Origin of the sequence: Alkalicoccobacillus porphyridii (assembly GCF_007293315.1) — a bacterium.
Lineage (GTDB): Bacteria > Bacillota > Bacilli > Bacillales > Bacillaceae_D > Alkalicoccobacillus > Alkalicoccobacillus porphyridii.
This window is the reverse complement of the sequence record NZ_VLXZ01000006.1, coordinates 23,905-38,740: the sequence shown is the minus strand read 5'-3', so window position 1 is coordinate 38,740 and position 14,836 is coordinate 23,905. Positions and strand designations below refer to the sequence as shown.

Below are 14,836 nucleotides of genomic sequence, written 5' to 3'. Positions count from 1 at the left end.
GTCGATCGGACTGCCTTACACTTACCATCTTGAGTGCCTGCTAATATTCAATAAAATACCAATTAACACAAGCATTAATGTGAGTGATGACCCCCCATAGCTTAATAAAGGGAGCGTAATCCCTGTTACCGGCATCAGTCCTGAGACTACGCCAATATTTATCATTACTTGGATGGCAATCATGGATACAATACCTGCTGCTAGTAGGCTTCCAAATAAATCAGGAGCGGCGAGAGCAGCACGCACTCCCCTCCAAAGTAAAAGACCAAATAACGCAAGAACCAGGCACCCTCCCAAAAAACCCAGCTCTTCACTTAATATCGCAAAGATGAAATCAGTCTGTGGCTCAGGTAGATAAAAATATTTCTGCCGGCTTTCTCCAAAGCCCATTCCCATCAAACCACCTGGTCCAATAGCGTATAGTGATTGGATAATTTGAAAGCCACTGCCAAGCGGGTCGCTCCAAGGGTCCAGGAAAGATGTTATTCGTTGAATTCTATACGGAGCTGATGCAATTAATCCTACAAAACCTAAAATACCAACAACACCAAGCCAAATAAAATGGCTAATTTTTGCTCCTGCCGTAAAAATCATTACAACACAGGTACCAACCATAACAGCTCCTGTGCCTAAATCCGGCTGCAGCATGATAATCCCAAACGCAACCATAACTAAAGATAAAGTAGGAAGCAGACCTTTCTTAAAAGTAACAATTTGTTTTTGATGTTCAGAGAGATATTTTGCTAAAAACACAGCCATGCCCATCTTCATAAATTCGGATGGTTGAATGGAGAATGCACCTATACCTAGCCAGCTTCTTGCTCCACCACGGACAAGACCTACACCGGGGATTAGCACTAGAATGAGTAAAGCAAAACAAACAAGAAGAATGAGCTTGGCATACGTACGCCAAGTCCAATACTCTACCCTCATAATAAAAAACATCATGGCTACTCCAACACCTGCAAAGAACAGTTGTCTTTTCAAAAAGAAGGCCGCATCGTTAAATTTATATTCTGCCCAAACCGCACTTGCACTGTAGACCATAATCACACCTATACTTAAGAGAGTTAGTGTGACAATAAGAAGAATATAATCGGGTGCTGATTTTGAATTTTGCATATGGCCACCTCAAATCAAGTCTCTCTTCACCATATGCTTGTTCTTATGAAAACATGTCCACCTCGTTTCACAGGTTCCGCTCTAAAATCAAAGGAACGAATATCGCGAGTTGATGTGAGCGTGCCAGCTTATTCCAACATCGCTCTGATTATTCAAGTAGTTGAAGAAGTAACTCGCGACGTATTTGACGCCACTTCTCGCCGTTTTTGAGTGCCTCCCGCCGATTCGTCTTCTCCTCCCGCCGCTTTCGTAGGCCTTACGCCGATTCTCCTTCTCCTTCCGCCGCTTTCCTAGGCCTCGTGCCGATTCTTACTCTCCTCCCGCCGATTCTTACTCTCCTCTCGCCGCTTTCGTAGGCCTCCCGCCGATTCTTACTCTCCTCTCGCCGCTTTCAACTTCCTTACAATTCCTTCCTCCTCACTAAATATCTATTCTCAACAAAAAAAAAGCTTGTCAACATTCTCGAATTCCGAGTTTTGTTGACAAGCTATGTGCAGATTGGCCGCACTCTTAATTGATGATTTTGCTTACCGCTTGAATAAAGGCGTCTCCTCTTTCTTCAAATGTGCGGAATTGATCCCAGCTTGCACATGCTGGAGAAAGAAGAATGATATCCCCTTCTTCTGATTGTGCATAAGCCGCGTGCACTGCTGCTTCTAGTACATCAACCACTTGAATGGAAGGGACATCCACCGATTGGGCGGTTTCAGCTATTTTATGCTTTGTCTCTCCAAAGGCTACAACCGCTTTGACTCCACTTAATGATGGAATTAACGCATCGAAGGAATTACCACGATCTAAACCACCAGCAAGTAGAATGACGGGCTGTTGAAAGGCATCTAATGCTTTGGATGTTGCCAAAATATTAGTCGCCTTAGAATCGTTATAAAATGCTCTTTCTTTGTGTTTCTTTACAAATTGTAAACGATGTTGAACGCCTCCAAATGTCTTGAGAACATGTTGGATTTGTTCACGTGAAGATCCAGCTAATATTGATGCGCCTACAGCCGCGAGGATATTCTCTAAATTATGTCTGCCAGGTAGCATGACATCCTCTAAGGCTATAATAGGTGTTTGCTTATACCGAAGATGACCCTCTGCAATATCAAGCCCTTCTGGGTGTAATACCCTTGTTGAGAAGCCTATCTTTGTCGCAGAACTTGTCTCAGCAATTGCAACAACCTCTTTATCATCAACATTATAAACAAGATAATCTGATTCCTCTTGGTTTGCTTGAATACGGGCTTTAGCATCAATATAGTGCTGTTTTGAGCCATGATAATCAAGGTGCGCATCAAAGATATTCAATAGAACAGAAATCTTTGGTTGAAAGGTGTCCGTTCCCATTAATTGAAAACTTGATAGCTCCATCACAATGACATCATCGTCTGAGGCTTGCTCAGCTACTTCACATGCTACAACTCCGATATTTCCTGCTACTAAAGGGGTTCTTCCGCTATTTTCTAGCATCTTAGTAATCAAAGTCGTTGTGGTTGTTTTCCCATTTGAACCCGTTATCGCTACAATATCTGCGTCACTAATATGATAGGCTAGTTCTACTTCCGTTATAATCGGAATATTACGTTTTACTGCTTCCTCTAGTATTGGATTAGAATAAGGAATGCCCGGATTTTTAACGATCAAATCAATGGGCTTATCTAATAATGTTAACGGGTGTTCCCCACAAATAACGTCTAAACCTTGTTCTATTAATTCCTGAGCTGCTGGATTTTCTGCTAATGGTTTACCATCGTTAACAGTAACCTCTGCTCCTAGTTGATGTAGCAATCTTGCCGCGGCATACCCACTTTTAGCCAGTCCAAGTACCAGCACATGCTTCCCTTGATACTGATCTGTTGCTTTCATTTTACAACCACACTCCCATGTAAATCGCTGCAATTGCAAATAGCATGCCGACTAACCAAAATGTAACGACCACTCGCCACTCTGACCATCCTGAAAGCTCATAGTGGTGGTGAAGAGGACTCATTTTAAATACTCTCTTACCCCGTGTCTTAAAGGAGATCACTTGGATAATAACAGATAGTGTTTCTATAACAAAAACCCCACCCACCAAAATCAGCATGAGCTCCATTTTACTCAAAATCGCGATACCGGTAATCGCTCCACCTAAAGCTAACGAGCCTGTATCACCCATAAATACTTTAGCCGGATGCGCATTAAAGACAAGAAAGCCAAGAACAGCTCCTACTACGGCTGCACTAAATAAAGATACATCGAAGTAGCCAGCATTCCATGCCAGAACCGCAAATGCACCAAATGCGATTGCACCCGTCCCTGCAAGCAATCCATCTAGTCCATCCGTTAGATTAACTGCATTAGACGCTCCAACAAGCATCACAATAATTAATGGTAAATACAATAAGCCAATATCAATTGAATATGACGTTGCAGGAATCGCAATTTCGGTTGAGAATCCAATTTGAACAAGGCCTAAATAAAATATTACGGCAATAATTAACTGGCCGATAAGCTTTTGCTTTGAGGTCAGTCCTAAATTATGCTTTTTTACAACTTTAAGATAATCATCAATAAATCCAACTAATCCATATCCTAGCGTTACAATCAGCAGAAGGATAATTTCTGGTGTTACATTGTTTGAGCTAATGGTCATACCGAGAACTGTTACCAAAATGGCAAATACAAAAATGATTCCGCCCATGGTTGGTGTGCCGCTTTTTTTCAAATGCGACTCAGGTCCTTCCTCTCGTATACTTTGACCAAACTTTAATCGTTTTAAAAATGGGATGAATAGTGGTGAAAACATCACCGCTACTCCAAATGAAATAATCAGCGTTAGAAGCAGAAGTTGTTCATTCATTTGTTCGTCTCCCCCTTCCCGCTCTCAAGTGAGTCATCTACTATTTGTTCGAGTTTTAATCCTCTAGATGCCTTTAATAACACGACTGAATCCTTTGTAACAATGGATTTTAATGACTGTGCCGCTTCAGCTACAGTGGGTGCCCAGCTAACATGTAATGGGTCCTGCTCCTTTTGAATGGCTTCATATATCCACTTTGCTTTATGACCAACACAAAGGACATGCGTAATAGGTGCTGAGATATGACCAGCTACCTTTGTATGCAATTCTTTCTCATTTCCACCTAGCTCATACATATCACCTAAAACTGCAATATACCTGCTAAACCCACTTAGGCCCTTAAGTGTTTCTAAGGCAGCGATCATGGAAGTAGGACTTGCGTTATATGCATCATTAATAATCAATTCGCCATCTTGGCCAAATGAACGCTCAAGTCTCATTTTGCTAATAGCAACCTGAGAAAGTCCGTTTTGAATGTCTGCTGCACTAAGTCCTAACCCTGACGCAGCACTAGCTGCTAATGCAGCATTTTTAACATTATGCTTGCCTAGAAGAGGTATAGTAAATCGATCTGTATCTGCTAATGTAAAATGTAATCCATTTACATCCGTAGAAACGTCTGAAATAAAGCTATGATTCGCAGGATTAAATCCGATTGTCTTTGTGTGAGTGTGTTGCTTATCTGCAAGCAGTGGTTCATCTCCATCAATATAAAGAGTACCCTGAGCTGATAAGCCAGCTCTAATTTCTGCTTTAGCTTCAGCTATCCCTTCTCTGGACCCGAGCTGTTCCATGTGAGATTCACCAATATTAGTAATCAGCGCAATGTCTGGTTCAGCTAACTCACTTAGAAATTCAATCTCACCAAATTCACTCATACCCATTTCAAGTATCAAATACTTACAGTCCTTTGGCATCCCCAAAATAGTGAGCGGCATCCCAATATGATTATTAAAATTCCCCTGTGTTTTATATGTTGTACCAGTTAAAGATAGAATCGAAAACAACATATCCTTCACCGTTGTTTTACCGTTACTGCCTGTCACTGCTATAACGATAGGATCAATGAGCTTCCGGTACTCTTTTGAAAGCTGTTGTAAAGCTTTTAAGGTATCCTCTACATAATAAAGCTGAAAATTGTCCGGAACAGAGGATGGAACAGCGTAATCCTTTTGCCAAACGGCTGCTTTTGCACCCGCTTGTATCGCTTTTTCAATGAAGATATGTCCATCAAATCGTTCCCCAACGATTGGAACATACAATGCTCCCTTTTGCAAGGTACGCGTGTCTATAGATACACTTGAAAAGCTTTGTTCTTGGTCAGCGTTTATTCTAAAGGAAGCTGCTACTTTTGTAACGAGTTCATGTGATATTGTCATGTTTTCCTGCCTCTTATCGCTTCAGTAGCCACTTCTTTATCATCAAAATGATGTTTAATGCCACCGATATCTTGATACGTTTCATGTCCTTTACCAGCGATTAATACCACATCGCCTTCTTCAGCTTCTTCTATCGCTCGTGTAATAGCAAGCTTCCGATCAAGAATGGTTTCAAAGTTATCTGCCACCAGGCCTGTTGTCATATCTTCCAAAATCCGCTTTGGATCCTCTGATCTAGGATTATCAGACGTGAATATTGCTCGGTCTGCACGTTTAACCGCTATGTCTGCCATAACAGGACGTTTGCTTGCGTCGCGGTCTCCGCCACATCCAACAACAACCGTTACGTCTCCCTTCGTTAATTCAGCTACAGTATCAAGCACATTTTGCAAGCTATCTGGGGTATGAGCGTAATCAACAATGACTGAGAAGTTTTGGCCTGATTGAACCGGCTCAAAACGTCCGGTGACCCCCTCAACCTTCTCAAGACTCTTTTTCAGCTCATCCAATGAAATGCCAGCTGCTAATGCTGCCGCGGCTGCTGCTAACGCATTGTATACACTGAATAAACCAATTAATTTTAATGAAACGGTTATATTCTTTCCAAAAGCGTTAAGAACAAAGCTTGTGCCCTCAGGTGTTAGTTTGACATCTAATGCACGAACATCAGCTGACTTGCGAATTCCATAGGTAATAATATCAGCTGTTGTTAATTGCGCAAGACGAGGGCCTGACAAATCGTCAATATTAATGACAGCTTTTTTTCCTTCATACGTGTTTCCTAGCTGAGAAAATAAAAGACTTTTAGCAAATAAGTATTTTTCCATTGTTTCATGATAATCCAAATGATCTGGAGTCAGGTTTGTAAATACAGCAACATCAAAATCACAGCCGCGAACTCGACCATGGTGAAGTGCGTGGGAAGAAACCTCCATTACTGCTGACTGTACCCCTTCATTGTTCATTTGATTAAATGTACGCTGGAGTATTAAAGATTCCGGTGTGGTATTAGCAGTATCATAGGATTGATCCCCGATTTTTGTATACATGGTTCCAATCATACCCGTTTTTTGACCGGCATCCCGTAAAATTTGATCAAGTATATGTGTGGTTGAAGTCTTGCCGTTTGTACCAGTGACACCAAATAATTGAAATTTCTTAGTTGGCTCATCATAAAAGTGACTGGCGAGTCTCGCCATTGATCGTTTTGCATCATTTACCACGATCACTGGAACCGATACGTCAAGAGGCCGCTCAGCTATAATAGCGGCGGCTCCTTTCTCAATCGCTTTATGAGCATAATCATGTCCGTCAACTGTATATCCTTTAATACAGAAAAAGAGTGAACCTGAAACGACTTCTCTTGAATCCATATCAATTTGATTAATTTCTATTCGTTCCTGCTCCGGTGTAAGTCCATGCTCGTTGCCGAGTGGTTTGAGCAGTTCATTTAGTGTCATCATATCAATATCCTCTCATTCACTGCGATAAGCTGATTTCTGTTTTCCAAGGAAATGGTATACCCTTAAAGAAAAACATACAAACTATATTTTAGTCGTTTGACTGAGATTTGTCACCCATGTATATACGAATGGTGGATCCCACTGCTACTTTACTTCCCGGTGATGGCGATTGAGATAAAATAAAATCTCCTTCTCCTGCTGCATCAAGCTTTAGCTCCATATACCCCTCGTGAATTTCTCGTCTAGTTCGACCGATTAAATCTGGCACTTCTATAATAGGTTCATCTGCCCATGTTAGTTCCTTTTCAATTTGCTCTGTTCGTTTCTCAACACCCATGGCAACTAAACTATCACCAATGATATTCCCAACAATCGGAGCTGCCACAATGCCACCAAACTGTAACGTATCCTTTGGATTATCTATTGCTACGTAAACAACAATTTCTGGGTCGTCTGCTGGGGCAAAGCCAATAAATGAGACAATATGATTATTTTCAAGGTATTTCCCATCCTTTGCTTTTTGCGCTGTTCCCGTTTTACCTCCAACTCGATACCCATCTACAAAAGCCCCTTTTCCAGTACCTTGCGCAACTACAGACTCTAAGGCATCGCGAACCTTCTTAGAGGTTTCTTCTGAGATGACTTGTCGTTTCATATAAGGGGATTGTTGTTTCACGACGTTTCCTGTGTCTGGATCCATCCATTCTTTTGCGATATAAGGCTTATAGAGGTAACCACCATTTACGGCAGCAGATACCGCTGTTACCTGCTGCAACGGGGTTACAGCTACCCCCTGCCCAAAGGCTGTTGTTGCTTGTTCAAGTGGTCCGACCCTGTCTCGATTAAAAAGAATGCCTGTTCCTTCACCTTGAAGGTCTATTCCTGTTTTTGAACCAAAACCGAAGTCTTCAATATAATCAAAGAGTTTATCCTTACCCAGGCGTTCTCCTAGTGTCACAAAACCGGGGTTACAGGAATTTTGCACCACTTCGAGGAAGGTCTGCTGACCGTGCCCACCTTTTTTCCAACACCGTAATCTATGACCTGATACTTCTATATACCCTGGATCATAAAAATAATCATGCTCTAGATCTACCTTGCCTTCTTCTAATGCCGCAGCTAGAGTAATAATTTTAAAGGTAGATCCCGGCTCATACTGCATCCAAACCGGCTTATTTTGATTATATATCTCTGCTGGTACCTCTCTAAAGTTCTCTGGGTTATAATCTGGACGACTACTCATTCCTAATACTTCACCCGTTTTTGGGTTCATGGCAATCGCAATGGCCCCGTCTGGACGATAGGTTGCCTCTGCAATATCCAACTCACGTTCCATAATGGTCTGAACTCGACTATCAATCGTTAAACGCATATCTAAGCCATTCACTGGCTCTTCGTATTCATCCGCTAAATTAGGCATTCGACTATTTTTTGCTGTCGAGAAAAAAGAGACATGTCCCTGTTCGCCTTTTAGCTCTTCATCATAATATAATTCAAGCCCAGTTAACCCTTGATTATCAATTCCCGCAAAACCTAATACATGTGAGAGATAGCTACCATGAGGGTAATGTCTCTTGCTATCCTCAGCAATAAAAACCCCAGGCAATTTTAAATCTCGAATTTCGCTCGCTTTTTCTTTAGTAATCTTTTGACCTTCTGGCCTTAACCAAACTCTAGATTCAGATTTGGTTAGTTGAGCGAGAGCTTCCCCTTTGTCCATATCAAGAATGGCTGCCAGCTTCTCTGCACTATCTTCCGGATTCTCTATTTGTCTTGGCACAACTAATATGGATGGTGCACTTACATTTGTAGCTAACACTTCATCATTACGATCGCGAATCTCCCCGCGTTTCGGTTCAAATGGAATATCACGACTCCATGAGTCCATGGCTAGCTGCGTTAGCTCTTCCCCTTTTACAAATTGCACATAGCCCAGCCGCCCAGCTATGATTATAAATACAGCTAGTCCAACGACTAGGATGGTGATGAGCCTTCTTCTTACTGTTGTTTGTGTTGCCCGCATAATAATCCCCCCACCTATAAAGCTCCTGACAAGCTTATGCTTGTATTAGCTTATGAAGGGAGGGGGGAGAAAAGAACAATCTGCTTTTCGTATTAATTGGAGATGTCCCTTTCCGTTTCTACATCTAAATTTAAATCTTCCTGAGACTCGTTCTCCTCTGGGTCATCTTCCTCTGATTCAGTGTCTTCCCGACTTGAAAACTCTCCATACAACGAGTCGCCTATTTGAACATCCTCACCAGATGCAGGAGATTGATTTCTTAGATATCCATTCCCCTCCTGCTCAAATGTCAGATTCAATACAGCCGCTACCTTAAGCACGTCGCGAGAGGACCACCCAGACATATCTGGTAGGTTATATGGACCTTCATCTGTTCGAAGTACAACCTTCTCACCTTCTAATAATCCTACCCCTTCTAAAGGCTGCTGTGCTTCAACGGTACGACCATCTCCAAGCGTAAGGACTTGCATCCCATTTTCTTCAAGCGTTGATACAGCTTCATCGATGGATATTCCTTCGAAGTTCTCCATCTTGTAACCAGCCTGTGTCTCTTCCATTACTTCTTCAATCGTCGGGGAAATATTTAAATAATCTAAGCTGCGCTGCATAATCGTGTTAAAGATGAGTGAGACAGGCTCACTCCCTACTTCTAATTCATCTAATTGAGGGCGCTCCACCGCTACATATACCATTACCTTAGGATCATCCTCCGGTGCCATACCCATAAATGAAAAGATATTATTTCCATGCCCCGACATATAACCGGGGGCATTTTCATTTAGAATTTGAGCTGTTCCTGTTTTTCCAGCCACGTCAAAGCCTGCAATTTGATATGCATTCCCTGTTCCTTCAGGTTCTGATACCACCTCGCCTAGCAGCTTACGAACTTCAGCTGCCGTTTCTTTTGAGATAGGCTGACCTACTTCTACTGGTCCATTTTGCTGAATGACTTCATTCGAATTGTGCTTTTTAATACTGTCTATAATGTAAGGCTTCATCATGACACCATCATTCGCAATTGCAGTCGCTGCCTGAACAATTTGAATAGGTGTAACCGCAGAGCCTTGGCCAAAGGACGTTGTCGCTGCATCCGAACGACCACTCTGAGCAATTTGACTGTCTGCTTCATTCGGCAGATCAATACCAGTCTTATCAAAAAAGCCAAACCGATCCCAATAGTCATAAAGCTTATCTGAACCTAGTCTCTCCAAGGCTAAAATCATCATTGCTACGTTAGAGGACCGAAGAAAGCCTTCACGAAAGGTAATGGTACCCCAGCCTTCTCTGCGATGATCACTTATTGTTGACTCAGAATCTACTTTGTAGCTACCAGATTCATATGTATCTTCCGCGTTCCAGACACCCTCTTCAATGGCGGAGGCAACGGTAAACATTTTCATCGTTGAGCCTGGTTCAAATCGGTCAGATACAGCATAATTCGTATAATTTTCAACCGATTCATATTCATTTGGATTAAAGCTAGGGCGATTGCTCATCGCCAGTATTTCACCTGTTTTTGGATCAGCAACAATGGCTGTCATTTTTTTTGGTGAGTAGTCATCTGCTACCTGAGACATTACCTGTTCTAAGGCTACTTGAATATTAGAGTCCAGTGTCAAATAAACATCCTCGCCGTCCTCAGCTGGAGTAATAATATCATTTGGGTTAGGCAATGGGATTCCTTTTTGATCACTTTGATATTGAACAGATCCATTCTGTGGACTCAATAGTTCATCTAGACTTCGTTCGAGTCCCATTCTCGCAACAGCCATATTTCGCTCTGTATATCCTATGACGTGGGAGGCATACATCTGCTTAGGATAATAACGTCGAGGTTCCTTATTAAAGTGAATACCTTCTAACTCAAGATCTCTAATTTCCTCCATTTTTTCGTACGATAGGTTTCTTGCTCCTGAACCTAACTCAACCTGAAATCGATCCTGTTCAAGCATACGTCTAAGCTCGGAAGTCTCCATATTAATAAGTGGAGCAAGCTGTTCAGCAGTTTCTTCTGGGTCTTCAACATAGCTTAGTTGATCTGGAGACAATACGGCAAATACACTATAAGATTGAAGCTCTTCGGCAACAGCATCACCACTTCGATCATAAATGGTCCCCCGTTTACCTTCTATTACATGACTTTCTTGCCAACGCCCTTCTGCGATAGCAGTTAAGTCTTGCCCTTTTACTTCTTTCGCCGCCTGAATATACGCAATTCTCCCGCAGAGAATCAAAAATAGCAGAAAAAAACAGACTAGTAGCATCAGGGCCCGTTTGTTCGTGACAGCTCTCTTAATCTCCAAGACCATTCATCTCCTTGTAACACGTGTATAATCGAGAAAAAAACTAGTTCAAGATTTGAACTAGTTTTTGTTAACCACCTCTACGTTTTCCGCGTTCAGTTCAAACCCATTTTCTTTTGCAATACTAAATAATCGGTCTGGATCACTCGCTTCTACTACTTGAAGGTTTAAGCCCTCGTTTATTGAAGCTTGATTCGTTATGACCGCTTGCATTTCATGATTTTCTTTATTTAAGCTATAAATCGAAACGTAGTTATGTACAATCAATCCAGATAACACTAGCATAACGGTTGCGAGAAATAATGCAATCATTTTTTCACCAACTGTAATTCGAGCTCTCGATGTCCGAATGACCTTTTGTGTTTGTGGTGCCGTTCTTGGTTGCTGGTTCGGCTGAACCTGGCGTGCTAGCATAACATTGCCCCCTTATGATTTCTTTTCCGCTACCCGCAGCTTCGCTGATCGAGACCGGTTATTTTCTTCAAGCTCTACTTCATTCGCTATGATTGGTTTTCTTGTTATTAATTCCATTTTCGGTTCAAATCCTTCTGGGATAACAGGAAGGCCTTTGGGTAAATCAGGCATTTTTGACCATTCTTTAAACATTTGCTTACATAGTCGATCCTCTAAAGAATGGAAGGTAATGACACATAGCCTGCCCTCAAGATTTAAAAGCGTGTAAGCATCAACTAAAGCATCCTCAAAAGCCCCTAATTCATCATTCACTGCAATTCGAATAGCTTGGAATGTGCGTTTTGCTGGGTGTCCGCCTTTTCTTCGAGCTGGTGCAGGAATGGCATCTTTTATAACTTCCACCAATTGCCCTGTTGTTTCTAGTGGTTGAACCTCTCTGAACGCTTCTATCTTTCTCGCTATTTGTTTTGCGAACTTCTCTTCACCATAACGAGAGATAATTGAATATAATTTGCCAAACGACCATTCATTTACGACGTGAAACGCAGTTAGCTCAGCTTGCTGATCCATTCTCATGTCTAAGGGAGCATCCTGATGGTAGCTAAATCCCCTTTCTGCTTCATCAAGCTGAGGTGAGGAAACACCTAGGTCAAACAAAATACCATCAACGTGCTCCACTTGGCGCTCTGTAAGTTCACGTTTTATGTATCGGAAGTTCGATTGAATGAGCGTATAACGTCCTTCATAACTGCTTAATCTGTCATGCGCAGCCTCAATAGCACTTCTATCTTGATCAAATGCATATAGATGGCCGCCATCCGTTAATTGCTCGATGATGCGTTCACTATGTCCTGCTCCTCCCAACGTACAATCAACATAAATGCCATTGGGTTTTATATTCAAGCCTTTTACAGATTCTTCTTTTAATACGGTAAAGTGATTAAACACGGGTTCACCTTCTTTTTAACTAACGGCCTAAAGATCAAAATCCATGAGATTCTCAGAAATTTCAGCTAAAGACTCTTCAGATTCACCAACATATTCTTCCCACATTGATTGACTCCATACTTCCACACGATTCGAAACACCAATAACCACGCATTCCTTTTCAATCTGAGCATATTGTCTTAGTGGTGAAGCGAGGTTGACACGACCCTGCTTGTCCAGTTCACATTCTGAGGCACCAGAAAAGAAGAACCGGGTGAAAGCTCTCGCATCTTTTTTTGTAAAAGGTAGAGTTTTTAGCTGTTCTTCAAGCTTTGTCCATTCTTCGTAGGGGTAGACAAACAAACACTTATCCAGTCCACGGGTCACAACAAATGACTGGCCTAAACCCTCGCGAAACTTCGCAGGGATGATCATACGGCCTTTTTCATCTACATTGTGACGATACTCTCCCATGAACATAGTATGGCTTCCTCCCCCACTTACTAACAATAACTTACCACAACCCCCCACTTTTCACCACTATCTTTTTAAAACTTTCTCCACAAATAAAAAAAATCCTGCTTTACGCAGAATTTTTTTGGTGTTTTTTTCAATTTACGTTCAACAAATTTAGAGAAAGAGAAGCTTTGGAACGCCGTTCAGCTGGATCGATTGCTGAAATAATCGAGATAAACCACTTTGTCCCACAATGTTAATGAAAATGATGGGATGAAGAATTCTTTCTTGTGGTGCCCCCATTGGATGTAACCAGAATAAAGCTTCATCAAATCGTTTGATGGATGTTCGATGCGTTTCGTAGATATAACGATTCATACGCTTCTCCATAAAGTGAATTTGATTGGTTAATAACGCTAAATTTTTTTTACTCATAGAGTGGAGGGTCGTGTCCATCGCTTCAGCCAGTTCTCTAAGCGGCTGATGAATTCGATCTAAGTCCGTTTTTAATTGTGATGTCACTTCTTCAATTGGATACTGATGCTGTGCATCTAGCCATTCTTTCTTAAGATCTGTGCCTTTTCCTTCTAATATATCCTGATACGATAGTTGCTCCTCGCTCACCCACTTTTGAACAGTCCTTGGTACAATAGTTAGTTGTAACCTTGGGATAAGTGGCGGCATACACCATCCAAATTGATGAAAAGCTGGCTTAAGCGTAGCCCAATAAGCAAGCTCTCCTGGGCCAGGTATAAAGGCAAGTACCGGGAGTAGCCATTCTTGCATTAACGGTCTAGTCACTACGTTATTGCTGAAACACTCCGGATGAAGGTCGACCAGCTGAAGTAGCTCTTCTTTTGTATAGCTACACTCACCATTTCTTGTAGTAAACTGTCCATCCTCATAATCTAATCGTAAACGTTTGTTATCTACACGTATAAATAGATGTGCATTTTCTTCCTCTGTAATAATGGGCTCTGTGTATCCTAATTCCGTAAAATTGCTTAACCCCTCTTGCTGACTCGTTTGTAATTCTTCTATAGAGTGAATCAGCTGTTTAAAGAACTCAGCTTCAATCTTACGAACATCAGGATGATTTGCATCAACAAAAACCAAACCCTCTTGTAAAAAGAATTCGTTCATTAGTTGTATGAAGAACTCGGTATACGTATCGGAGGTATCAGCAACAGAGAGAATTTGCTCAAATAATGGTTTTGTAAACTCTGTTTCCGGCAAGCTTTCAAACACACCATCTAGCCACCTAGCTAACTCCTCTTTAGGTATGCTTTTTTCTGATGCCGCACATTGAGTATCCACATCTTCAATCGGATGCTTTTTCCATTTTTGCTCCTTTGAGCGATAGACAAAGCGAATCTCTTCAAAGTCATGATCCTCTCCCGCTACCCAAAAAACAGGAACAACCGGCAGACCCAACTCTTTCTCTTGCTGTCTTGCGGCAATTAAAACAGATAAAGCTTTATATATGGTATATAGTGGGCCTGTTAACAATCCAGCTTGCTGCCCTCCCACAATAACTACCGTTTCTTTATGGCTTAGCTTTTTAATATTCTCAATGGATGCTTCCGGCTGATGTAGACCATTATGTAACTGCAACAAATGCTCAACAAGTGCTTCTCTCATCGCACTGTTATATTCTCTCTGCGAAAGCTCCTCCACTCTCTTTTTTAGCCAATTCTCTGATTCATATGTATAATCAAACAATACATTAAGCCCTGGTTGCTGTTTAAGGTAATCACGAAAAATACCAGCAGAAGGATTTAGATGTATCTCGTTAAGCTTCATGTATGACGATTCCCTTCTCTAGTTAGAATCAGTACGTTGTTTTTGAACTTCATAATTAGACTTTCTTATCATAGCAAATGATGAAGTCATACACCAAATAGAAC

Annotated in this window: 11 protein-coding genes; all 11 read right to left on the bottom strand. The window is 41.6% G+C overall.

What is annotated here, in order from left to right; all coding sequences use genetic code 11:
- Positions 1 to 21: 21 nt before the first annotated feature.
- The 11 genes from spoVE to bshC all read right to left on the bottom strand — a co-directional run bounded on the left by spoVE (position 22) and on the right by bshC (position 14,732).
- Positions 22 to 1,122, bottom strand: coding sequence for a stage V sporulation protein E (gene spoVE, locus FN960_RS10990; RefSeq protein ID WP_143848773.1), 1,101 nt, complete (start codon positions 1,120 to 1,122; stop codon positions 22 to 24).
- 510 nt (positions 1,123 to 1,632) lie between these two features.
- Entirely contained in the window at positions 1,633 to 2,988 is a 1,356-nt protein-coding gene (murD, locus tag FN960_RS10985; protein WP_143848772.1) for a UDP-N-acetylmuramoyl-L-alanine--D-glutamate ligase, read from the bottom strand.
- 1 nt (position 2,989) lies between these two features.
- The gene (gene mraY, locus FN960_RS10980) at positions 2,990 to 3,964 is read right to left on the bottom strand and encodes a phospho-N-acetylmuramoyl-pentapeptide-transferase (protein ID WP_143848771.1); all 975 of its coding nucleotides are present in this window, start codon (positions 3,962 to 3,964) and stop codon (positions 2,990 to 2,992) included.
- A complete protein-coding gene (locus FN960_RS10975) occupies positions 3,961 to 5,343 on the bottom strand; it encodes a UDP-N-acetylmuramoyl-tripeptide--D-alanyl-D-alanine ligase (RefSeq protein ID WP_143848770.1) in 1,383 nt (460 codons plus the stop codon). The genes mraY and FN960_RS10975 overlap by 4 nt, the downstream gene beginning before the upstream one ends.
- A complete protein-coding gene (locus tag FN960_RS10970) occupies positions 5,340 to 6,803 on the bottom strand; it encodes a UDP-N-acetylmuramoyl-L-alanyl-D-glutamate--2,6-diaminopimelate ligase (RefSeq protein ID WP_143848953.1) in 1,464 nt (487 codons plus the stop codon). Before FN960_RS10970 ends, FN960_RS10975 begins: the two co-directional genes overlap by 4 nt.
- 91 nt (positions 6,804 to 6,894) lie before the next feature.
- Positions 6,895 to 8,829, bottom strand: coding sequence for a stage V sporulation protein D (locus FN960_RS10965; protein ID WP_143848769.1), 1,935 nt, complete (start codon positions 8,827 to 8,829; stop codon positions 6,895 to 6,897).
- Positions 8,830 to 8,921: 92 nt separating this feature from the next.
- Positions 8,922 to 11,138, bottom strand: coding sequence for a penicillin-binding protein (locus FN960_RS10960; protein ID WP_438799877.1), 2,217 nt, complete (start codon positions 11,136 to 11,138; stop codon positions 8,922 to 8,924).
- 54 nt (positions 11,139 to 11,192) lie between these two features.
- Complete coding sequence (ftsL, locus tag FN960_RS10955; protein WP_143848767.1) at positions 11,193 to 11,546, bottom strand: cell division protein FtsL; 354 nt, start codon at positions 11,544 to 11,546, stop codon at positions 11,193 to 11,195.
- Between the two features lie 12 nt (positions 11,547 to 11,558).
- Positions 11,559 to 12,494 (bottom strand): 16S rRNA (cytosine(1402)-N(4))-methyltransferase RsmH, encoded by a 936-nt coding sequence (gene rsmH / locus FN960_RS10950; protein ID WP_143848766.1) that lies wholly within the window; start codon positions 12,492 to 12,494, stop codon positions 11,559 to 11,561.
- Between the two features lie 27 nt (positions 12,495 to 12,521).
- Positions 12,522 to 12,953, bottom strand: coding sequence for a division/cell wall cluster transcriptional repressor MraZ (gene mraZ / locus FN960_RS10945; RefSeq protein ID WP_143848765.1), 432 nt, complete (start codon positions 12,951 to 12,953; stop codon positions 12,522 to 12,524).
- Between the two features lie 150 nt (positions 12,954 to 13,103).
- Entirely contained in the window at positions 13,104 to 14,732 is a 1,629-nt protein-coding gene (bshC, locus tag FN960_RS10940) for a bacillithiol biosynthesis cysteine-adding enzyme BshC (RefSeq protein WP_143848764.1), read from the bottom strand.
- Between the last annotated feature and the right edge of the window lie 104 nt (positions 14,733 to 14,836).

What these genes read in the sequence shown, in the direction of transcription:
- ftsL (WP_143848767.1), bottom strand. Translation starts at nt 11,546, where the DNA reads ATGCTAGCACGCCAGGTTCAGCCGAACCAGCAACCAAGAACGGCACCA.
- FN960_RS10970 (WP_143848953.1), bottom strand. Translation starts at nt 6,803, where the DNA reads ATGACACTAAATGAACTGCTCAAACCACTCGGCAACGAGCATGGACTT.
- murD (WP_143848772.1), bottom strand. Translation starts at nt 2,988, where the DNA reads ATGAAAGCAACAGATCAGTATCAAGGGAAGCATGTGCTGGTACTTGGA.
- mraZ (WP_143848765.1), bottom strand. Translation starts at nt 12,953, where the DNA reads ATGTTCATGGGAGAGTATCGTCACAATGTAGATGAAAAAGGCCGTATG.
- bshC (WP_143848764.1), bottom strand. Translation starts at nt 14,732, where the DNA reads ATGAAGCTTAACGAGATACATCTAAATCCTTCTGCTGGTATTTTTCGT.
- spoVE (WP_143848773.1), bottom strand. Translation starts at nt 1,122, where the DNA reads ATGCAAAATTCAAAATCAGCACCCGATTATATTCTTCTTATTGTCACA.
- mraY (WP_143848771.1), bottom strand. Translation starts at nt 3,964, where the DNA reads ATGAATGAACAACTTCTGCTTCTAACGCTGATTATTTCATTTGGAGTA.
- FN960_RS10975 (WP_143848770.1), bottom strand. Translation starts at nt 5,343, where the DNA reads ATGACAATATCACATGAACTCGTTACAAAAGTAGCAGCTTCCTTTAGA.
- FN960_RS10965 (WP_143848769.1), bottom strand. Translation starts at nt 8,829, where the DNA reads ATGCGGGCAACACAAACAACAGTAAGAAGAAGGCTCATCACCATCCTA.
- FN960_RS10960 (WP_438799877.1), bottom strand. Translation starts at nt 11,138, where the DNA reads ATGGTCTTGGAGATTAAGAGAGCTGTCACGAACAAACGGGCCCTGATG.